This is a genomic window from Algoriphagus sp., assembly GCF_030694375.1.
Taxonomy (GTDB): domain Bacteria; phylum Bacteroidota; class Bacteroidia; order Cytophagales; family Cyclobacteriaceae; genus Algoriphagus.
The window spans coordinates 174,381-191,350 of the sequence record NZ_JAUXYL010000046.1 but is presented as its reverse complement, the minus strand read 5'-3'; the positions used below and the strand labels follow the sequence as shown (position 1 = coordinate 191,350).

General features: G+C 43.1%; 17 protein-coding genes. 15 read left to right on the top strand and 2 right to left on the bottom strand.

The window, feature by feature from the left end; all coding sequences use genetic code 11:
• Positions 1-252: 252 nt before the first annotated feature.
• From Q8M62_RS19555 to Q8M62_RS19495, 13 genes are all read left to right on the top strand, one after another.
• A complete protein-coding gene (locus Q8M62_RS19555) occupies positions 253-1,014 on the top strand; it encodes a hypothetical protein (protein WP_304900388.1) in 762 nt (253 codons plus the stop codon).
• 6 nt (positions 1,015-1,020) lie between these two features.
• Entirely contained in the window at positions 1,021-2,085 is a 1,065-nt protein-coding gene (locus Q8M62_RS19550) for a DUF3500 domain-containing protein (protein ID WP_304900387.1), read from the top strand.
• 5 nt (positions 2,086-2,090) lie between these two features.
• The gene (locus Q8M62_RS19545) at positions 2,091-3,476 is read left to right on the top strand and encodes a sulfatase (RefSeq protein ID WP_304900386.1); all 1,386 of its coding nucleotides are present in this window, start codon (positions 2,091-2,093) and stop codon (positions 3,474-3,476) included.
• A 7-nt stretch (positions 3,477-3,483) separates the two neighbouring features.
• Positions 3,484-5,517, top strand: a complete 2,034-nt coding sequence (locus Q8M62_RS19540) for a S9 family peptidase (RefSeq protein ID WP_304900385.1) — start codon at positions 3,484-3,486, stop codon at positions 5,515-5,517.
• A gap of 26 nt (positions 5,518-5,543) precedes the next feature.
• Entirely contained in the window at positions 5,544-5,825 is a 282-nt protein-coding gene (locus Q8M62_RS19535) for a hypothetical protein (protein ID WP_304900384.1), read from the top strand.
• Positions 5,826-5,966: 141 nt separating this feature from the next.
• Positions 5,967-6,698, top strand: coding sequence for a DUF6090 family protein (locus tag Q8M62_RS19530; RefSeq protein WP_304900383.1), 732 nt, complete (start codon positions 5,967-5,969; stop codon positions 6,696-6,698).
• 237 nt (positions 6,699-6,935) lie between these two features.
• On the top strand, positions 6,936-7,460 hold the full coding sequence (locus tag Q8M62_RS19525) for a nuclear transport factor 2 family protein (RefSeq protein WP_304900382.1): 525 nt from the start codon (positions 6,936-6,938) through the stop codon (positions 7,458-7,460).
• A 386-nt stretch (positions 7,461-7,846) separates the two neighbouring features.
• Positions 7,847-9,202 (top strand): DUF418 domain-containing protein, encoded by a 1,356-nt coding sequence (locus tag Q8M62_RS19520; RefSeq protein ID WP_304900381.1) that lies wholly within the window; start codon positions 7,847-7,849, stop codon positions 9,200-9,202.
• 50 nt (positions 9,203-9,252) lie between these two features.
• Positions 9,253-9,771 carry a nuclear transport factor 2 family protein gene (locus Q8M62_RS19515; protein ID WP_304900380.1) on the top strand — a complete coding sequence of 173 codons (519 nt, stop codon included), beginning with the start codon at positions 9,253-9,255 and terminating at the stop codon, positions 9,769-9,771.
• A 20-nt stretch (positions 9,772-9,791) separates the two neighbouring features.
• A complete protein-coding gene (locus tag Q8M62_RS19510) occupies positions 9,792-10,190 on the top strand; it encodes a RidA family protein (protein ID WP_304900379.1) in 399 nt (132 codons plus the stop codon).
• A 7-nt stretch (positions 10,191-10,197) separates the two neighbouring features.
• Complete coding sequence (locus Q8M62_RS19505) at positions 10,198-10,704, top strand: nuclear transport factor 2 family protein (RefSeq protein WP_304900378.1); 507 nt, start codon at positions 10,198-10,200, stop codon at positions 10,702-10,704.
• A gap of 23 nt (positions 10,705-10,727) precedes the next feature.
• On the top strand, positions 10,728-11,729 hold the full coding sequence (locus Q8M62_RS19500) for a cytochrome c (protein ID WP_304900377.1): 1,002 nt from the start codon (positions 10,728-10,730) through the stop codon (positions 11,727-11,729).
• Between the two features lie 218 nt (positions 11,730-11,947).
• Entirely contained in the window at positions 11,948-12,751 is an 804-nt protein-coding gene (locus tag Q8M62_RS19495; protein ID WP_304900376.1) for a sterol desaturase family protein, read from the top strand.
• A gap of 42 nt (positions 12,752-12,793) precedes the next feature.
• Here the strand turns inward: Q8M62_RS19495 and Q8M62_RS19490 are convergent, their stop codons facing one another.
• Together Q8M62_RS19490 and Q8M62_RS19485 are read right to left on the bottom strand one after the other, a co-directional pair.
• Complete coding sequence (locus Q8M62_RS19490) at positions 12,794-13,525, bottom strand: LytTR family transcriptional regulator DNA-binding domain-containing protein (protein WP_304900375.1); 732 nt, start codon at positions 13,523-13,525, stop codon at positions 12,794-12,796.
• Entirely contained in the window at positions 13,525-15,471 is a 1,947-nt protein-coding gene (locus Q8M62_RS19485) for a histidine kinase dimerization/phosphoacceptor domain -containing protein (protein ID WP_304900374.1), read from the bottom strand. Before Q8M62_RS19485 ends, Q8M62_RS19490 begins: the two co-directional genes overlap by 1 nt.
• A gap of 168 nt (positions 15,472-15,639) precedes the next feature.
• On the opposite strand from Q8M62_RS19485, the gene Q8M62_RS19480 reads away from it, so the two are divergent.
• Positions 15,640-16,407, top strand: a complete 768-nt coding sequence (locus Q8M62_RS19480) for a hypothetical protein (protein WP_304900373.1) — start codon at positions 15,640-15,642, stop codon at positions 16,405-16,407.
• Between the two features lie 16 nt (positions 16,408-16,423).
• Positions 16,424-16,951: a nuclear transport factor 2 family protein gene (locus Q8M62_RS19475; RefSeq protein WP_304900372.1), complete on the top strand. Its 528-nt coding sequence runs from the start codon at positions 16,424-16,426 to the stop codon at positions 16,949-16,951.
• Positions 16,952-16,970: the final 19 nt, after the last annotated feature.

Genomic DNA, 16,970 nt, shown 5'->3' with positions numbered 1-16,970 from the left:
CGGCTTTTTTCTAGCTGTTGATTTTTTCTTTCCTGATCTGTCTATCAAGCCAATTCCGGAAGAATGGTGCCCTATTGGTTGAATTTCAGGACTATCACTGGAAAAATTAGATTTTTCCGCTAACTTATCCCTACCAACGTATTCGATTTCAGTTCAATTTCAGGCCTGACTACCTCCATTTTATCGATTCGGAAGAATCAAACCAACTCCGCCTAGAAGCTTTTACCATTCTTAACTTTTATTCTTCACCTTATGAGGACTAGGGAGAACGTCTTTTCGCTTTACCCCAATTTGGGCTATTGGTTGATGGGGTTTATTCCATTGGCAATCGGAGGTTTTTATTTCAGCTATTTTACCCAACTTCAATTTAGTCCAAGATTAATCCATGTTCATTTTGGGTTCATGGCCCTTTGGATGGGGATCGCCATTTCCCAGCCCTTATTAATCCGGTACAAAAAACTCAGCATACATCGAGCTGTGGGGAGACTGAGTTATCTGGTTGTCCCAATAGTTATTCTGAGCACCTGGTTGGTGATGAAACAGGGCTATGCACGTCAACTGGCAGATTTTGAAAGTGATTTTGCTCAGGGAATAGCACCTTACGCCTACGCTGAAGGACGCATAATCATCGCTTCTTACACTGCTATTGGGTTCGTCTACCTGTTTTGGCTTGTCGCCTTCTATGCTTTAGCGGTTATTTTCAGGAAATCCCCTTCAATTCATGCACGGTTTATGATTGCGGCAGCCCTGACTTTCATGGGACCGACTTTAGATCGGATTTTGTTTTTTTGGTTTGACCTGACGACCATTGGATTTGGAATTTCGGGAATGGTCATTTCCTTTTTCCTGATTGACCTAATTCTGATGATTCTCTTAGTGGGAGACATTCGAAAAAATAAAAATCCCTGGCCATTTCTGATCGCTCTTGGCTTGTACTTCCCGCTCCAGGCTTTTTATCTGACACTGACCGAAACGGTTGGTTGGGAGAAATTTGTAAATTTTGTATTTAATTGATCTTCTATGAAAATAATCCCCGTTTTATTCTTCCTTGTCTTATCCTCACTTACGGCTTGGTCCCAATCTACAGCCCTTCTGAAAAAAACAGCTGTTTCCTTACTTTCCACACTGGGGGAGGTGGAGAGGGCTCAAGTGCAGCTTGGACTGGAGGATAGTGCTCGTACCGCTTGGACCAACCTTCCGCTGGGTCTCGCTCCCCGTGTCGGAGTTCGATACGGCGACCTCTCTGAGGAAAGCAAAATTGCGTTCCACAAGGTTTTGAGTGCGGTTTTCAGCTCACAGGGATATCTGAAAACCTTTGCGATTATGCAAGTCGATGATATTCTTCACGAGCTTTTTGAAATCCAGTTTCAGCAGGGCAAAGTGAATGAACGAAGTATGGAATTCATCCGAAAACTGAATTGGGACTATGGAAATTACTACCTCGCTATGGCAGGAAATCCTGAAACAGATGACGCTTGGGGGTTGAAATTCGAAGGTCATCATATCTCGATCAACCTGACTGTGGCCGGAGACGAATTTACCATGACTCCCCTCTTTTTCGGATCTGATCCGGCGGTGGTCGAAGCCACACAATATGCCGGTTTACGGCCTTTGAGCAAAGAAGAAGATTACGGCTTTTGGTTGATCAATGCCTTGGATGAAAGCCAAAAAGCCAAGGCAACCATTAGCGATAAAGTCCCCGGCGATATCATCACCAGTCCCGATAGACCGCAATGGCTTGAGGAATTCCAGGGAATAAAAGGTGCAGAATTATCCGGGGGACAGCAGAAAATCCTCCACTACTTAATCGAAGAATACATCGGAAATCTGGAAAAAGAAAAAGCCGAAGCCTACCTTGAAAAACTCCATACCCGGGGGATGGATGAAGTCTATTTTGCCTGGATCGGAAGTTATGAACCGATGAAAGCGCACTATTACGTAATCCACAGCCCTGACTTCCTGATCGAATACGACAATGTTGGCTTTCTGGACAATGCCAATCACATCCATACAATACTGAGAGAAAAGGGAAATGATTTTGGTGAGGATATTTTGAAAAAGCATCGCTTGGATCATAAACACTGATAGAAATGATGAAAAATCCTTTTGTCTTATTTTTGGTTTTTTTGCTTTGCTCCTGCGGAGAAAAATCAAACACTTCAACTGTTTCAGCCCTTCCAAATATCGTTTTCATTTTTGCTGACGACTTAGGCTATGGTGATTTGGGATGCTTTGGGGCCACAGCTATTGCCACTCCAAACATCGACCGGATTGCAACTGAAGGAATTAAGTTTACTTCATTTTTATCTGCATCTCCGGTTTGCAGCCCTTCCCGTGCGGGATTACTTACAGGCCGGATGCCACAACGCATGGGGATAAACTCGGTCTTTTTTCCTGAAAGTCTGACGGGAATGGATCCGGAAGAAATCACCATCGCTGAAATTCTAAAATCGAAAGGATACCGGACAGGCATTGTTGGCAAATGGCACCTTGGCCATATGGAAAAGTTTCTTCCGCTCAATCAGGGGTTTGATGAATACTTTGGAATCCCCTATTCCAATGACATGGCCTCGGTGGTTTACATGAGGGGAAATGAAGTCGAAGAATTCAAAGTCGATCAGCGCTATACCACCAAAACATATACTGAGGAATCCTTGAAATTCATTGATTCCAGTGGAGGGACCCCCTTTTTCCTTTACCTGGCGCACAGCATGCCCCATGTACCGATCTATGCTTCACCGGAGTTTGAGGGAACATCGGAACTCGGTCTATACGGAGATGTCATTCAGGAATTGGACTGGAGTGTGGGAGAGGTTTTAAAAAAGCTGGAAGAAAAAGGCATCCTCGAAAACACGCTAATTGTCTTCTCCTCAGACAATGGCCCCTGGCTGGTAATGGAAGATCATGGAGGTTCGGCAGGTCCGCTGAGAGAAGGAAAGCAGTTTACGTTCGAAGGTGGAGTGCGTGTGCCTACGGTTGCCATGTGGAAGGGGAAAATTGATCCGGGCCAAGTCTATGAAGATTTGGCCACGCAAATGGACTGGTTTCCTACTTTCTGCAAACTTGTCGGAGCTGAAATTCCTCAGGACCGGGAGATCGACGGCAAAGATTTGAGTGCCGTGCTTTTTGAAAACGGCAACCGAGAAGGAGACAGCTTTATTTATTACATGCTTGCCAGTCAGGAGGCCTATCGGGAGGGTGATTGGAAAATCAAGCGACCCTATGCTGGATTTGCCGGAAGTAGGGGAATGAAAAAAGTTGATCCTCACGAGACGCTATTATTCAACCTGAAAAATGACCCCGGAGAAACCATAAATCTGGCTAAAGAAAATCCCGAAAAAGCCGCCCAAATGATGCGGGCGATGGAATTGGCCGTGAAACAACTGGGGCCATTGCCGGAAAGTAAAGTCATTCGTACCCCTCAGGATAACAGTCATTATGAGTACCTGGAAAAGAAAAAGAAAATTGATAATTGAATCCCTTATGAACATCAGAAACCTACTCATTGCGCTCTTTCTTATTTTAATTCAGATCAATGCATTTGCTCAGGAAAAAACCAAACTGGAACTGACCGACCTCTTCAACATGGAGTATGTCAGCGATCCCCAGATTTCGCCGGACGGCTCACAAATTGTCTTTAGCCGAAACTTCAAAGACATCATGACCGACAGGGATTATTCCAATCTCTGGATCAGCAATGTGGACGGCTCCAGAATTCGCCAACTCACACAGGGCAACCAACGGGATTATGCCCCAAGATGGTCCAATGACGGCAAAAAACTGGCTTTCCTTTCCAATCAGGACGATGAAAAGGTCAAACTCTATGTCATGTTCCTTGACACACGGGAGACGATAACACTTACAAATACGGCTACTCCTCCCGGTGCTGTGGCTTGGAGTCCGGATGACAGTCAAATGGCATTCACACAGTTTGTCCCTGAAACCAAAAAATCCATGCTGACCATCCCTGGGAAACCCGAGGGGGCGGAATGGAATGCTCCGCCGATTTTCATCGATGAGATGAATTATCGCGGCGATGGCGCAGGGTATTTGAAACCCGGCAAATCACAGATTTTCACCTTGGGAATCGATGGCGGCACTCCAAGACAGCGGACATTTACTTCAAATAATCATGGAAGTCCGGCTTGGGCCAAAGACGGCAAAAGCCTTTTCTTCTCCGCCAATCTGAGTGAAAACCATGAACTGGAGCCTGCAAACTCAGAGATCTATCGCTTGGATCTGAGTTCAGGTGAGATAAAGGCCTTAACCTCCAGATTTGGGCCGGATGCCAATCCTGCAGTTTCTCCTGACGGGAAAATGATTGCGTTTACAGGTAATGACGATACTTTTCAAGGCTATCAGGTTTCAAATCTCTATGTAATGAATGTGGATGGAAGCGGTGTCAAAAATCTAACAGCGGATTTGGACCGTGATGCAGGTAATCCACAATGGGAAGGAAACGGGCAGGGCATCTATTTCCAATACAATGAATTTGGCGATACAAAAATCGGGCATGTAGCATTGACTGGAAAGATAAGAACCGTCGTCGAAGGACTTGGAGGTTTGGATTTGGGAAGGCCTTACAATGCCGGGACTTTCACAGTTTCTGCCAACAACCGCTTTGCTTTTACCCAAGGTGGACCAGAGCATCCGGCTGATTTGGCGGTTTGGAACGGCGGAGCAACCAAGCGCTTGACTGCTGTAAATGACGATTTGTTTTCCTTCCGGAAAATCGGAAAAACCGAAGAAATCTGGTGGGAATCATCCTTTGACCAAAAGCGGGTGCAGGGATGGATTGTGACTCCTCCGGATTTTGATCCTGCAAAAAAATATCCATTAATCCTTGAAATCCACGGCGGACCATTTGCCATGTACGGGCCTTCGTTCGCTTATGAAATTCAGGCTTATGCCGCTGCAGGCTATGTGGTGCTCTATACCAATCCTCGCGGTAGTACAGGGTACGGTCAGGAATTTGGTAACTCCATTCACCACGATTATCCAAATCACGACTACGATGACTTGATTTCAGGAGTGGATGCGGTAATTGCCAAAGGCTACATCGATACTGAAAACCTATTTGTTACCGGAGGATCAGGGGGCGGAGTTTTGACAGCTTGGATCGTGGGCAAAACCAATCGCTTCAAAGCTGCTGTGGTAGCCAAGCCAGTAATTAACTGGACGAGCTTTGTACTTCATGCAGATTCCCCTGCCTTTTTTGCCAAATATTGGTTTGGTGCCTTGCCTTGGGAAGATCAGGAGAACTATTGGAGAAGATCACCGCTTTCGCTGGTGGGAAATGTAAAAACTCCAACGATGCTGCTTACTGGGGAACAGGATTTCCGAACGCCGATTTCAGAATCAGAACAATATTACACCGCACTCAAACTCGTCGGGGTGGAATCTGCCATGGTCAGAATCCCAAATGCTTCACACGGTCTGACAGGACGACCAAGTATGCTGATGAGCAAGACCGCAGCGATTTTGAGTTGGTTTGATCATTACAGGGATAAGCAGTGAATTGGGTCGGAACAACGATCTTTTCCTTGATCGGAATTTTGATAATCAGCATTTCGTATGGACAGGATTTGGACGTGGCCCAAATCCTTGCCCAACGGGAAGCATCCAATCAAGCCCTTAGAAGTTTTGACGAAAAGTTGAATTCCACTTTTTCTACTGAGGATGCTTTCATTACTACAGGTGCTGGAACTTTGCTGGCGGGAAAAGCAGAGCTCATGGAATACATCCAAAATGCCAAAGGACCCAAAATGTACTGGATCCGAACTCCGGATGAAGTGCTGGTCAATCCCAAAATCCTATTGGCCTAGGAGACAGGAATCTGGAAAGGATATATAGAAGGTTCGGAGGAAGCAGCAGTCGGAGGAAAGTACTCCGCCCAATGGACCAAAGCCTCGGGGACTTGGCTGATCCGATCGCAATTGTTTGTCACATTAACTGACTGATAGACCATGATCTCTTTCCTCCGCAAAATCCGTCAAAACCTCCTTCGGGAAAACAAAATCACACGGTACTTGGCTTACGCCATTGGCGAAATCTTCCTCGTTGTAATAGGAATCCTGATCGCGTTGCAGATCAACAATGCCAATGAATCGAATAAGCTGAGAAAAAAGGAGGTGATTTTATTGAGTGAAATGAAAAATAATCTCCAAAGTGACCTGTTAGACTTAGAGTTTAACATCGATGGCAATAAAGATCGACTTACCTCAAATCGAATCATACTCACAGCCCTTCAGGATAAAGGGCCTTTCCATGATTCCCTGAAACCCCACTTTGGTAAAATCTTTGGAAATTATCAGCTATCCGAGAATACTGCCTCTTGGGAAAACTTGAAATCAGTGGGCTTGGACCTGGTATCCAATGACTCCCTTCGCAATCGGATTTCCAATCTCTATTCTACCCGTTACCCCTACTTGGAGAACGTCGAAAAAGGATTGGATGATCGTTACCAATGGAATTTTCTCTATCCTTTAGTACTCAAGAATATAGCCATGGATCAAATTTGGGTATCAGCAAGCCCTCAAGATTATGATGCTCTTTTGGCAAATCTTGAGTTTCAGGAAGTACTTAAAATGAACGTGTTTATTCGGGAGTTCCAGCAAAATCAGTATGAGGAAATCCATGGAATTGTCGGGGACTTAGTCAAACAAATCGACCGTCACCTGAGCCTATTTAACGACTAAAAGCGGGATTCACTTTTTAAAAAAACACAATTCAAAAACACCTGCCGATTTTAGAAATAGACTTTTTGATTTGCTGAAAGCTTAACATCTTCAGAATTCTCATAGGAAAGAAATTCACCATTCTCGGAAAGTAAATCAGGTCGTTCGTCCTTGTACACTTTCATTTTAATCTGAATAGGTGAAGTTTGGATATCATATTTTGAATGTGTTTTTCTGTTTTACCTAACCTATCCCATTATGAAAACTTTAAAAACAATTTTGCCTATTGCTTTCTTACTCGTGCTGACTCCTTTTATTTCCAACGCACAAGAGGCGTCGGTGACTCTCGATTTTCAAAATGCAGCTTCAGCCATAGAGGTAGTCCAAAAATACACCAAAGCACTGCAAGCCGGAGATGTCGCAACTATGAATGCCGTATTTGCGCCGAATGCTATGATCTATGGATTGGGTGGTGGCATGGACTCGCTTACAGTGGCCCAGCACAAAGAATATTACACCACAAGCACCACGAATTACAAGCACTCCCTTTCGCAAGAGCTTTATTTGCCAATCAAAGTGACGAATAACTGGAATGAAGGGGAGTGGGTTTTAGCTTGGGGGACCAACACACTTACTAATAAGGCGACGGGGAAGAAGATAGACGTGCCCTACCATACCGCTTCAGCCGTAGTGAATGGTAAAATTACTTTTATGCGCTACTGGTATGACATGCTGAATATCCTTGAGACGCAGGGATTCACCCTGACGCCTCCGGCTAACTGAACAATTTTTTACACTGGAAAATAAATCCTATTCCTTTGGTGATCGAGTGATCACCAAAGGACTTTTTGTTTATTTCTTCTTGATTGATTTTTATTTGAAGATCATCTTTGCCAACCCCTGCCTACAGTTAGGCAACAATTAAGTCAAAGGAACCCGAAGCAGGGTGGTGGGATTTCAAGCCGCACAAAACCGGGTAATCAATTGAGTTAAAGGCAAAATTTTTAAAAATTCCTCGGGAAAGAAATACCCCTATTTCGGACAGTAAATCAGGTCGTTCGTCCCAGCCAGATTCCTTTTTACTATCCAACTGGGTAGCTTGTCCGATACCAAACAGCATTATTCAATTTTTCTAAATCCAACCTATCCTTTCCCCCAGAACTCCAAAAATGGAACAAGCCTCCTCTTTACAAATCACCCCTATCCAGCAGTCGGACAGAATTCAGTCCCTGGACGTGATGCGTGGAATTGTCCTATGCGGAATTCTTTTAATGAATATCAACTCCTTCGGCTTGGCAAATTCCTACAATGATCCAACAGTAGCCGGTGGATTCACGGGATGGAATCTCTACACCTGGATAACGACAAACATGTTTTTTGAAGGAACCATGCGCGGCTTGTTTTCACTTCTTTTCGGTGTTGGGATGTTTATTTTTCTAGACCGATTGACAAAGCGTGGAGCTGGAATTAAGGCTGCGGACATATTTTTTAGGCGGCTCATTTGGCTTCTTGTATTTGGACTGATACATGGATACCTGCTGCTTTGGACAGGAGAGATCCTCTATGATTATGCTTTAATGGGTTTTTTGGTGTATTCATTTAGAAACATGGCTCCAAAGAAATTGATCGTAGCAGCATCAGTTTTGGTTTTGGGAGGAATGATTTGGAACTATTCAGATTTCCGGGCGAGTGAAAAACTGGTTGCCGATGTTTCCCTCATTGATTCCTACAAAGCCGAGAATAAGGAGCTGACCAAAGAATTGGAAGAATCCCAAACGAAATGGGAAAAGTTTCAGGAAGAGCGTTCTCCCGAATTCATTGCAGAATTCAACTCCTCGATGCAGAAAGGATATTTTGATGTGGTTTCATTTCTGGCCCCTATCAATTTGCATTTCGATACCTGGATGAGCTATAGATATGGACTCTGGGATGTTCTCAGCATGATGTTGGTCGGGATTGCGCTGTTCAAATTGAATATTCTGTCTGGGGATAAATCCCTTGGCTTCTATGGAAAAATGGCCGCGATTGGTTATCTGATCGGCATTTCCATCAATTATTATGAGCTCCAAGTTGTTTTGAATGGTCAGTTTTCTCCTGTTGCGATAGCAAAGTCCAATCTCACCTATGACCTGGGAAGAATTGCTACTAGCATGGGCCATATTGGATTAATCATGCTATTCTCCAAATCGAATTTTTTGATTTGGCTGAAAAGCAGTCTGGCTTCGGTTGGCAAAATGGCCCTGACCAATTACATCATGCATTCTGTTATTTGTATGATCGTATTTACCGGTGTGGGTTTTGGTCTCTTCGGTAAGTTGCAACGCTACGAACTCCTTTATGTAGTCTTTCCGATCTGGATTTTCCAGTTGATCCTGAGTCCGATCTGGCTTCGGTATTTTCATTATGGACCGCTGGAGTGGCTCTGGAGAAATCTGAGCTACCGCAAAGTTCACTCCTTCAGAAAAGAAAGCCCTCAGCCAATTTTGTCAAATGGAAATCTTGACCCATTAAACACCAGCAATTAAAAACGGAGAAGCCGAAAACCGTACAGAGTAGGCACAAAACAACGAGAAAAATGAAAACTACAACTTATTTCCGAATTGCTCCTGCACTTATTGCTCTCACGTTTTTCGGTCTTGCCGGATGCGCTCCTGCACCAGAAAATGTCGCCACTCCTGAACCTGTAGTGGTTGAGACCAAACCTGATATGTCCGCCATCAAAGCAGAGATACAAGCCATAGAAACCGCCTTTGCTGCTGCCGACAATGCCCGAGACATTAATGCTATCCTTGCTTTCTACAGTGATGATGCAGTGACGATGGGACCCGGTGAACCGATGTCTGTTGGCAAAGCCGCCATTCAAAAATCCATTGAGGCTGGTTTCGCAAAAAGTGCGGCAGGCAGTACAGTGGCATATGATGTTTTGGAGGTCTTTGGTGATGGAAACACAGTGACAGAGGTTGGTAAGTCAACCCGAAAAGACGCTTCCGGAAAAGTAACCTACACAGGCAAGTACATGGCCATCTGGGAGAAGCGTGATGGCAAATATGTATGCATAAGAGACATCGGAAACAGTGATTCAAAGGAAGATTAAGATTCTTAAATTATAATCATATGAAACCAGAATACTTTAATCTCAGGCCTGAAGTGGAAAAAGTGTACGGATACAGCCATGCCGTAAAGATCGGTAACAGCATCAAAGTCTCCGGTGCAGTCAGCATGGATGATGAAGGTGCGCCTACCTCAGTAGGTGATTTCCTTCAGCAAATGAAAAACTGTTATTCCGATCTGGATAAAGTATTGAAGCACTATGGCTGCAGCTTTGACGATGTGGTGGTGGAGAATGTTTTTACCATCGATATGCCGGGATTTTTAGAACATGCCGAATACCGAAATACTATTTATACCAAACAATTTCCAACCGGATCATGGCTTGAGGTCAAAGGCTTGGCCTTGCCAGAATTTTTGATTGAGATTGAATTGGAAGCCGAAACACAACAATTAACTAAATAACAATATCATGAAAACTGTTAAAAATTACCTGTTTATCGCTGCATTGTTTTTTATAACAATTCCAGCTATCAGTCAAGAAAACATTGCCAACAATACGGCAGGATCTTCTGAATCCTATAAAAACATGAGCATTGTAGATGGGCTTTATAAGGCCTTTGCCGTAGGTGATATTCCCACTGTTTTGGGAGGCTTGGACTTAAATGTGGTCTGGAATGAAGCCGAAGGAAACGCCTATGCCGATGGCAATCCTTACATAGGGCCCGACGCAGTGCTCAATGGCGTTTTTGCCCGCATCGGTGCAGATCATGAATATTTTAACCTGAAGGATATTGTACTTCATGAAATGAGCAATGGCAAAGTGTTGGCCACCTTACGCTACGATGCCAAACACAAGAATGGGAATAGTTACAATGCTCAGGTAGCTCATCTGTGGTCCTTAAAGGACGGAAAAGTCGTGTCTTTTCAACAGTATGTGGACACCAAAAAATTAAGTGAGGCAATGAACAACAAATAATATTTCATTTAACCCCAGCACTCATGATCAAGAAAATCATTCTCGGAATTCTAGCCCTCCTAATTGTAGTGGTAGGAGGATTGGTGATTTATGTGCAACTATCATGGGATAAAACCTACGATATTCCCTACCCTGATCTCAAGGTAAGTAACGACCCGGAAGTAATAGAAAGAGGAAAATACCTGGTTCATGGACCTGCACATTGCTCCAACTGTCATGTGTCCAGTCTCGAGGACATGATAGCTGCTGATGCAGGTCAACCTATTCCTCTGAAAGGCGGTGTGGATTTCCCATTGGGACCTATTGGTAAACTATACACCAGAAATTTGACACCAGATCCTACCACCGGGATAGGACGATTTTCGGATGGTCAGCTGTTTCGAATGATGCGCCATGCTGTAAAGCCAGATGGATCAGCTACTTTATCGGTATTAATGCCTTTTTGGAATATGGCAGATGAGGATTTGGTCGCAGTGGTTTCTTATTTGAGAAGCATGGAACCAATCAACAATGAAGTAAAGGATAACGAGTGGACCTTTATGGGAAAAGCTGTTCGAGTGATGGCTTCTTCTTTTAAACCCATTGAAAACCCAACTCCTCCTGCCTTTGCTCCAAAGATGCAGGCCACAATCGAACGGGGTGAATACATCTCCCGCTATGTGGCCAATTGTGTGGGTTGCCATACCAATAGAGATTTGATGACTTTTGAGGCTATCGGTCCCGAATACGCGGGAGGAATGGAGTTTGAACCCTATCCTGAATTACATCTGGCTGTGGGTGAGGATCCTGAACTTTGGATGCGCACGCCTAACATTACTCCACACCCCAACAGCGCCCTATCGAAATTCAAAACTGTGGAAGAGTGGAAGGAACGGTTCAGAAAAGGCAGGCAAATCAAAATTTCACCCATGCACTGGGGGCCATTTTCCAGAATGTCGGATGAAGATTTGGAAGCGCTTTACCTGTATCTGACCAGCTTAGAACCACAGGATTATGATCCGGGAGAGTTGATGTTTAAAAAATGAGTTTTGGACTTGGTGTCTTAGAATCTTCGTGGCCCTAAAGTTTAATTTAGCCACAAAGGCACGAAGACGCTAAGTTGAAATTATTATAAGGCAATTCAATTTGGACTAAGGACAAATCACCATAATTCTTTCTGCAAGAGAAATCAGTGAAGGAAAAGGTTGAGACTGCGTTGGGTGAAATATTGAATTAAACCAGAGACTTTAACTTCCTCTAAAAAATGAAAACCCTGGAATACCTCCTCTCCATCGATCTCAATTACATCGCAATCGGATTGATTGCGGTATTCTTTGCTTTAGAACACATCCTTGGCACTCAATTTAATTTTCAAAGGCGAGGTCATCATTTCTGGAATAGTTTTCTGTTTATGGTCCCTTTTCTGATCGGAAATCTTTTTTGGGCAGTCATCTTCGTTTTTTGTATCGAATGGCTCAATCAAAACGAAATAGGATTATTTCATCTTATTGAACTTCCGGTTTGGCTGAAGTTGATCTTGGGGGTGATGATCCTGGATTTAGCTACCTATTGGTTTCACAGGATTTCCCATCTAGTTCCAGTTTTATGGCGTTTTCACAGGGTTCATCACAGTGATACGACTATGGATTCCTCCACTTATTTTCGTGGCCATCCCATTGAAGTATTGTTTTGGTTTGGCAGTGCCCCTATTCTGATGGCTGCGATCTTCGGATTGGATTTGTTTACCATAGGGGTTTATTTTCTCGCGTTGACACCCTTTTTAGTCATCGAGCACTCCAATCTCCGCTTTCCTTCCTGGTTGGATAAAACAATAGGCTTGGTAATCACTACTCCGAATCTTCACAAAATCCACCATGATCAGGATCAGCATTATACCGACTCCAATTTTGCTGACATCTTTATCCTTTGGGATCGTATTTTCGGTACCTACACATACAAACCTGCGGAGCAGGTGAAACTTGGCTTAGCCGAATTTGATGAGGACAAAAAACAGAGGTTCTGGTATCTATTGAAAAGCCCTTTTATCAGAATTGATAGGAAGAATTAGGACCTAAAAATCTGAAGATTCAAGCTGCTTAATGGGCTAATATCAAACCTTATTCAGCATCTTGTGCAAGTCTTCTTTGTATTGTTTTCCGATGGGAATCAGCTTTCCTTTCACCTCCACAAAGGATTCCGCCACTGCATCCAACTTTGAAAAGTTCACCACAAAGGATCGGTGGATTCGTATAAAATGCCTTGGGTTGATCTTTTCACACAGCTTGTTCATTGGACTGACCACAAGGTACGTTTGAGCTACAGTTATGATTTTACAGTAATTTCGGTCCGCCTCCACATAAAGAATATCTTCCAACATCACTTTGATTAGCTTGTTGTTATTTCGGATAAAAATCCGATCCTCTTGGGAATCTACTAAGGTGTCCTCGGAGGAGAGTTTTTCCCGTTTTTCTTTGACCTTATCCTCTACCAAAGCAATGGTACGTTCAAGGTTTAAGTTGGTAAAAGGCTTACCAATAAAAGCATAGGGATGGGTTTCCTTTGCTTTCTGGAAAGTAGAATCGTCCACATTAGCCGTCAGATAAATCAATGGGATATCAAGATACTTTCGGATGGCATGTGCGGCATCGATTCCATTGGATTGGCCTTTCAGGTTGATATCCATTAAAATCATATCGGGTTTCACTTCCAAGGCATGATGGACTGCTGTCTCCGCTTTGGTTTCAATTCCCGTCACCTCATATCCCAGGTTTGACAGCTGTAAACTGATATTGGAGGCAATGATCATGTCATCTTCCACAATCAATATTCTGGTTTTCTCCATTAGGCAGCTTTGTTGAGATGAAATTCAAAAATAATTGCTGTTCCTTTTTGTGCTTGAAGTGTCATCTTGCCATCCAATTGAACCGTAAGCAAACGAATCAATTCCGTGCCAAATCCAGTCCCGAGTATCGGTGGATCCGATGTCATTCCAACTCCATTATCCGTAACCATGAGGAACAAATGACTGTCTTTTTCTACTAATCGGACTCCTATCTCCCCAAAGCGATTTTCTGGAAAAGCATACTTTAGTGAATTGGATATCAATTCATTGACAATGAGACCGATCGGAATGGCCAAGTCCACATCAAGTTCAAGGGGTTCCATTTCAGAACAAAAGTGGATTCGGTCTGAAGCATCAAATGTATCAATGATGTAATTTCCAAGACTCTCAAAGAATCCCTTCATTTCAATCGCCTTCATATTTTCACCTTGGTAAAGCCGCTGATGGATCATTCCCATACTATGAACTCTGTTTTGGGTTTCTTCCATGATAGCCTGAAATTCTTTGCTTTCGATCTTGGCTGTCTGAAGGGAAAGTAAGCTTGAAATTGTTTCAAGGTTGTTTTTTACCCGATGATGAATCTCTTTGAGAAGAAATTCTTTTTCGAGGTTTTTATTTTCCAAAAGCTGGCTATACCTCTTTTTCCGAAGAAAAATCCGATAGAGAATAAAAAGAAAAACCACTAAAATCCCGGAAAGTGTCAATATAAAAGCCTGAAGAATCTTGCTTTTCGAGAGTTTTGCTTCTTGCAGTTTGATGGTGTTTTCTTTTTGGGAGAGCTCCATTTGAGTTTGTAAAAGGGAAATCTGCTCGTTGGCTTGATCTGTAAAGACATCCTGTCTAAGTTGATCATACTTGCGGCTTGCCTCCAATGCCAAGGCAAATTGCTGACTCCCTTCCAGTGCCTTACTTAGCTCCAGGTAAACCAAACTCAGGTAATACTTATCCCCAAAATCAGGTGTGGCGACTTGAATACTTTTTCCCAAAAAATCAGAAGCTGCATTGAAATTTCCTGCTGCATTGCTCGCTCTGCCCATTGCTAAATAGGATCGCATGATCATAAAATCATTTTCCAAGAGCTCTGCATATTTGAGCGCTTCCTTACCTGAAGTTACTGCATTTTCATATTCTTCTTTTTTAACATATAGCTCAGAAAGCGCAATGTGACTATCGCTCAGGTTATTATAAAACCCATAGTTTTCTCCGATTTGGATGGACTGCTGAAAGTATTTTTCCGCCTGTTTCAGCTTTCCCAATTCTACCAAATTGTTCCCAACCACATGGAGCGTAAAATCATAGTCCAAGTCTTTGATTCCTCTTTTCTCAAAAATGGCAAGTGATTTCAACCCATATTCCAAGCCGATATCAAATTTTCCCTGCTTCCAAAAAAGATTGCTCATATCGGAATAGGCCATGGCGATGGCTTTTTGGTCTCGGTAAGTTTCCCCGATCTTTAGGGTTTTTGCCGCAAAATCAAACGCTTTTCCCAAATCCCCAAGCCTTTCGAAAACATAGCCCAAATTGGTATAGAGAAGCCAACTCTCTGCCTCTGGAATTTTTGATATGGCATTTTTAAGTATGAGTTCGGCCAACTCAAGTTCTTCCATGCGAAGGAGAATTGCCCCTTGAGATACCTGAAGCCTTCCCTGCCAGTACGTGTTATTCAGGTCGGTCGCTTCATTCAGCCCCTGATTAATCAGTTTAAGTGCTTTATTCAGATTTCGAGTGTGGTAGTAATAACCCAGGTCATTTAAGATCTGCAATCTCACCAGTGAATCGTCCGTGATTTTAATCAAAGAATTTTCCAACTCTTCCAGATACTCCGGCCCAAAATCATCCGATTCTACAAATACTTTTTTGTAGTGGAAAAGCCCATTCTTTTTCACTATCTGAGCGAAGACCAGATTGGGAATTAAAAAAATCAGAAGGATGTAGATACGCTTCATAGAATAAATGTAACAAAATATAAGCTTTTGAATATCAATTTTTTGCATTTCAAATATTTTGGAAAAGTTTTTCATTTGGTTCGGACGATTTTCACCCCCTTTCGTCCTAGCTGCCTTTTTATCTTTTTACCCTATATCCATATTGGCAGGAAATAACCCAAGATCATCATGGAAACCCGTTTAAAAAACTTCTTCAAAGTGGTGGTAATTGCTCCGCTATTTTTCACCACGCTTACTGTTTCTCTTGGACAGTCTGATCCACTCGGTCCGCTTATGTCGGTAACAGAATTTACAATAAAGCCCGGACATGAGGTCCAATTTCAAGAGGGTGTAAAAGCCTGGAAATCCTGCTATTTAGCTGAAAAAGGAGAATGGACCTGGAGAGTATGGCAAAGACAACAAGGCGAAGGAAACGTATACGTCTTGGCTTCAGACATGCCAAACTGGGCAGAAATGGATAAAACCGATCCGGTAGGAAGCAACTGCGCTTCATTAGTGACCGCCATGATCAATCCCCATATTGAAAAGGCAACTAACCATATTACCCGTCTCCTTCCGGCTTTAAGTATGAGTACTCCTACTACAGACGAATTGATCTCCGTTGCATTTTATGAACTCCACGCCTCGGAAGCTCATAAATTCATTCCCATAATTAGAGAGATCGCTGCAAGTTTGACAAAAGCAGAAGGAGCTCCAAGAGGGTATTGGTACAGCTGGGTAACAATGAGCCCTGATAGTCCAAATTACCACGTGGTCAACCCGTATAAGAATTTTGCTGCAATGGATATCACAAGAAATAATGTATGGGATATCTATGAAAAAGAACACGGCAAAGAAAAGAGGGATGCCTTGCAGTCCCAATTCCGGTCAACACTTAAAAATGTCTGGACTTATCAGTATAAACTGAATAAAGACATGAGTCGTCCTACCAAATAGTCTAAAACTCAAAAAAATGAAAAATCTAATCGTAATCAGTCTATTCGCTATCCTGTTATTTGCCTGTGAAGGCAAGCAGCGCTACACTCAACAATCCGCTGAGATTGAAACCATCAAATCAATCATGACCAATTACGTCAATGGGGAATGGGATGCCTACCAATCCAATTATGCAGAAGATGCACAACTATTCTTCAATGCCACCGAAGATAAACCTGCAACTATTCAGCAAATCATCGCTCAGCAAAAATTAGAGCTGGAGCCCCTAAGTTCTTACAGCCTTGATCGGGAAAATGAAGCCATTGAAATGGTTTTGGACGATAAAGGAGAAACTTGGGTAAACTATTGGGGAGTATGGAAAGGGACCATGGCCACCAACGGAAAAACATACGAAATTCCGATTCACATCACGTCTCAGTTTGTCAATGGTAAAATCGTCAAATCCTATGGCTATTGGGACAATTCCCCAATCCGACTCGATGCGATGGCGATGCAAATAGCTGCCGAAAAGGCAGCCATGGAGGCTACTAAGCCAAAAAAATAAGTCCATTTTTTAGAACCGG

Excerpts from the sequence above, each read along its gene's own strand:
- Q8M62_RS19555 (WP_304900388.1), top strand. The coding sequence starts at position 253 with ATGAGGACTAGGGAGAACGTCTTTTCGCTTTACCCCAATTTGGGCTAT.
- Q8M62_RS19550 (WP_304900387.1), top strand. The coding sequence starts at position 1,021 with ATGAAAATAATCCCCGTTTTATTCTTCCTTGTCTTATCCTCACTTACG.
- Q8M62_RS19545 (WP_304900386.1), top strand. The coding sequence starts at position 2,091 with ATGATGAAAAATCCTTTTGTCTTATTTTTGGTTTTTTTGCTTTGCTCC.
- Q8M62_RS19540 (WP_304900385.1), top strand. The coding sequence starts at position 3,484 with ATGAACATCAGAAACCTACTCATTGCGCTCTTTCTTATTTTAATTCAG.
- Q8M62_RS19530 (WP_304900383.1), top strand. The coding sequence starts at position 5,967 with ATGATCTCTTTCCTCCGCAAAATCCGTCAAAACCTCCTTCGGGAAAAC.
- Q8M62_RS19525 (WP_304900382.1), top strand. The coding sequence starts at position 6,936 with ATGAAAACTTTAAAAACAATTTTGCCTATTGCTTTCTTACTCGTGCTG.
- Q8M62_RS19520 (WP_304900381.1), top strand. The coding sequence starts at position 7,847 with ATGGAACAAGCCTCCTCTTTACAAATCACCCCTATCCAGCAGTCGGAC.
- Q8M62_RS19515 (WP_304900380.1), top strand. The coding sequence starts at position 9,253 with ATGAAAACTACAACTTATTTCCGAATTGCTCCTGCACTTATTGCTCTC.
- Q8M62_RS19510 (WP_304900379.1), top strand. The coding sequence starts at position 9,792 with ATGAAACCAGAATACTTTAATCTCAGGCCTGAAGTGGAAAAAGTGTAC.
- Q8M62_RS19505 (WP_304900378.1), top strand. The coding sequence starts at position 10,198 with ATGAAAACTGTTAAAAATTACCTGTTTATCGCTGCATTGTTTTTTATA.
- Q8M62_RS19500 (WP_304900377.1), top strand. The coding sequence starts at position 10,728 with ATGATCAAGAAAATCATTCTCGGAATTCTAGCCCTCCTAATTGTAGTG.
- Q8M62_RS19495 (WP_304900376.1), top strand. The coding sequence starts at position 11,948 with ATGAAAACCCTGGAATACCTCCTCTCCATCGATCTCAATTACATCGCA.
- Q8M62_RS19490 (WP_304900375.1), bottom strand. The coding sequence starts at position 13,525 with ATGGAGAAAACCAGAATATTGATTGTGGAAGATGACATGATCATTGCC.
- Q8M62_RS19485 (WP_304900374.1), bottom strand. The coding sequence starts at position 15,471 with ATGAAGCGTATCTACATCCTTCTGATTTTTTTAATTCCCAATCTGGTC.
- Q8M62_RS19480 (WP_304900373.1), top strand. The coding sequence starts at position 15,640 with ATGGAAACCCGTTTAAAAAACTTCTTCAAAGTGGTGGTAATTGCTCCG.
- Q8M62_RS19475 (WP_304900372.1), top strand. The coding sequence starts at position 16,424 with ATGAAAAATCTAATCGTAATCAGTCTATTCGCTATCCTGTTATTTGCC.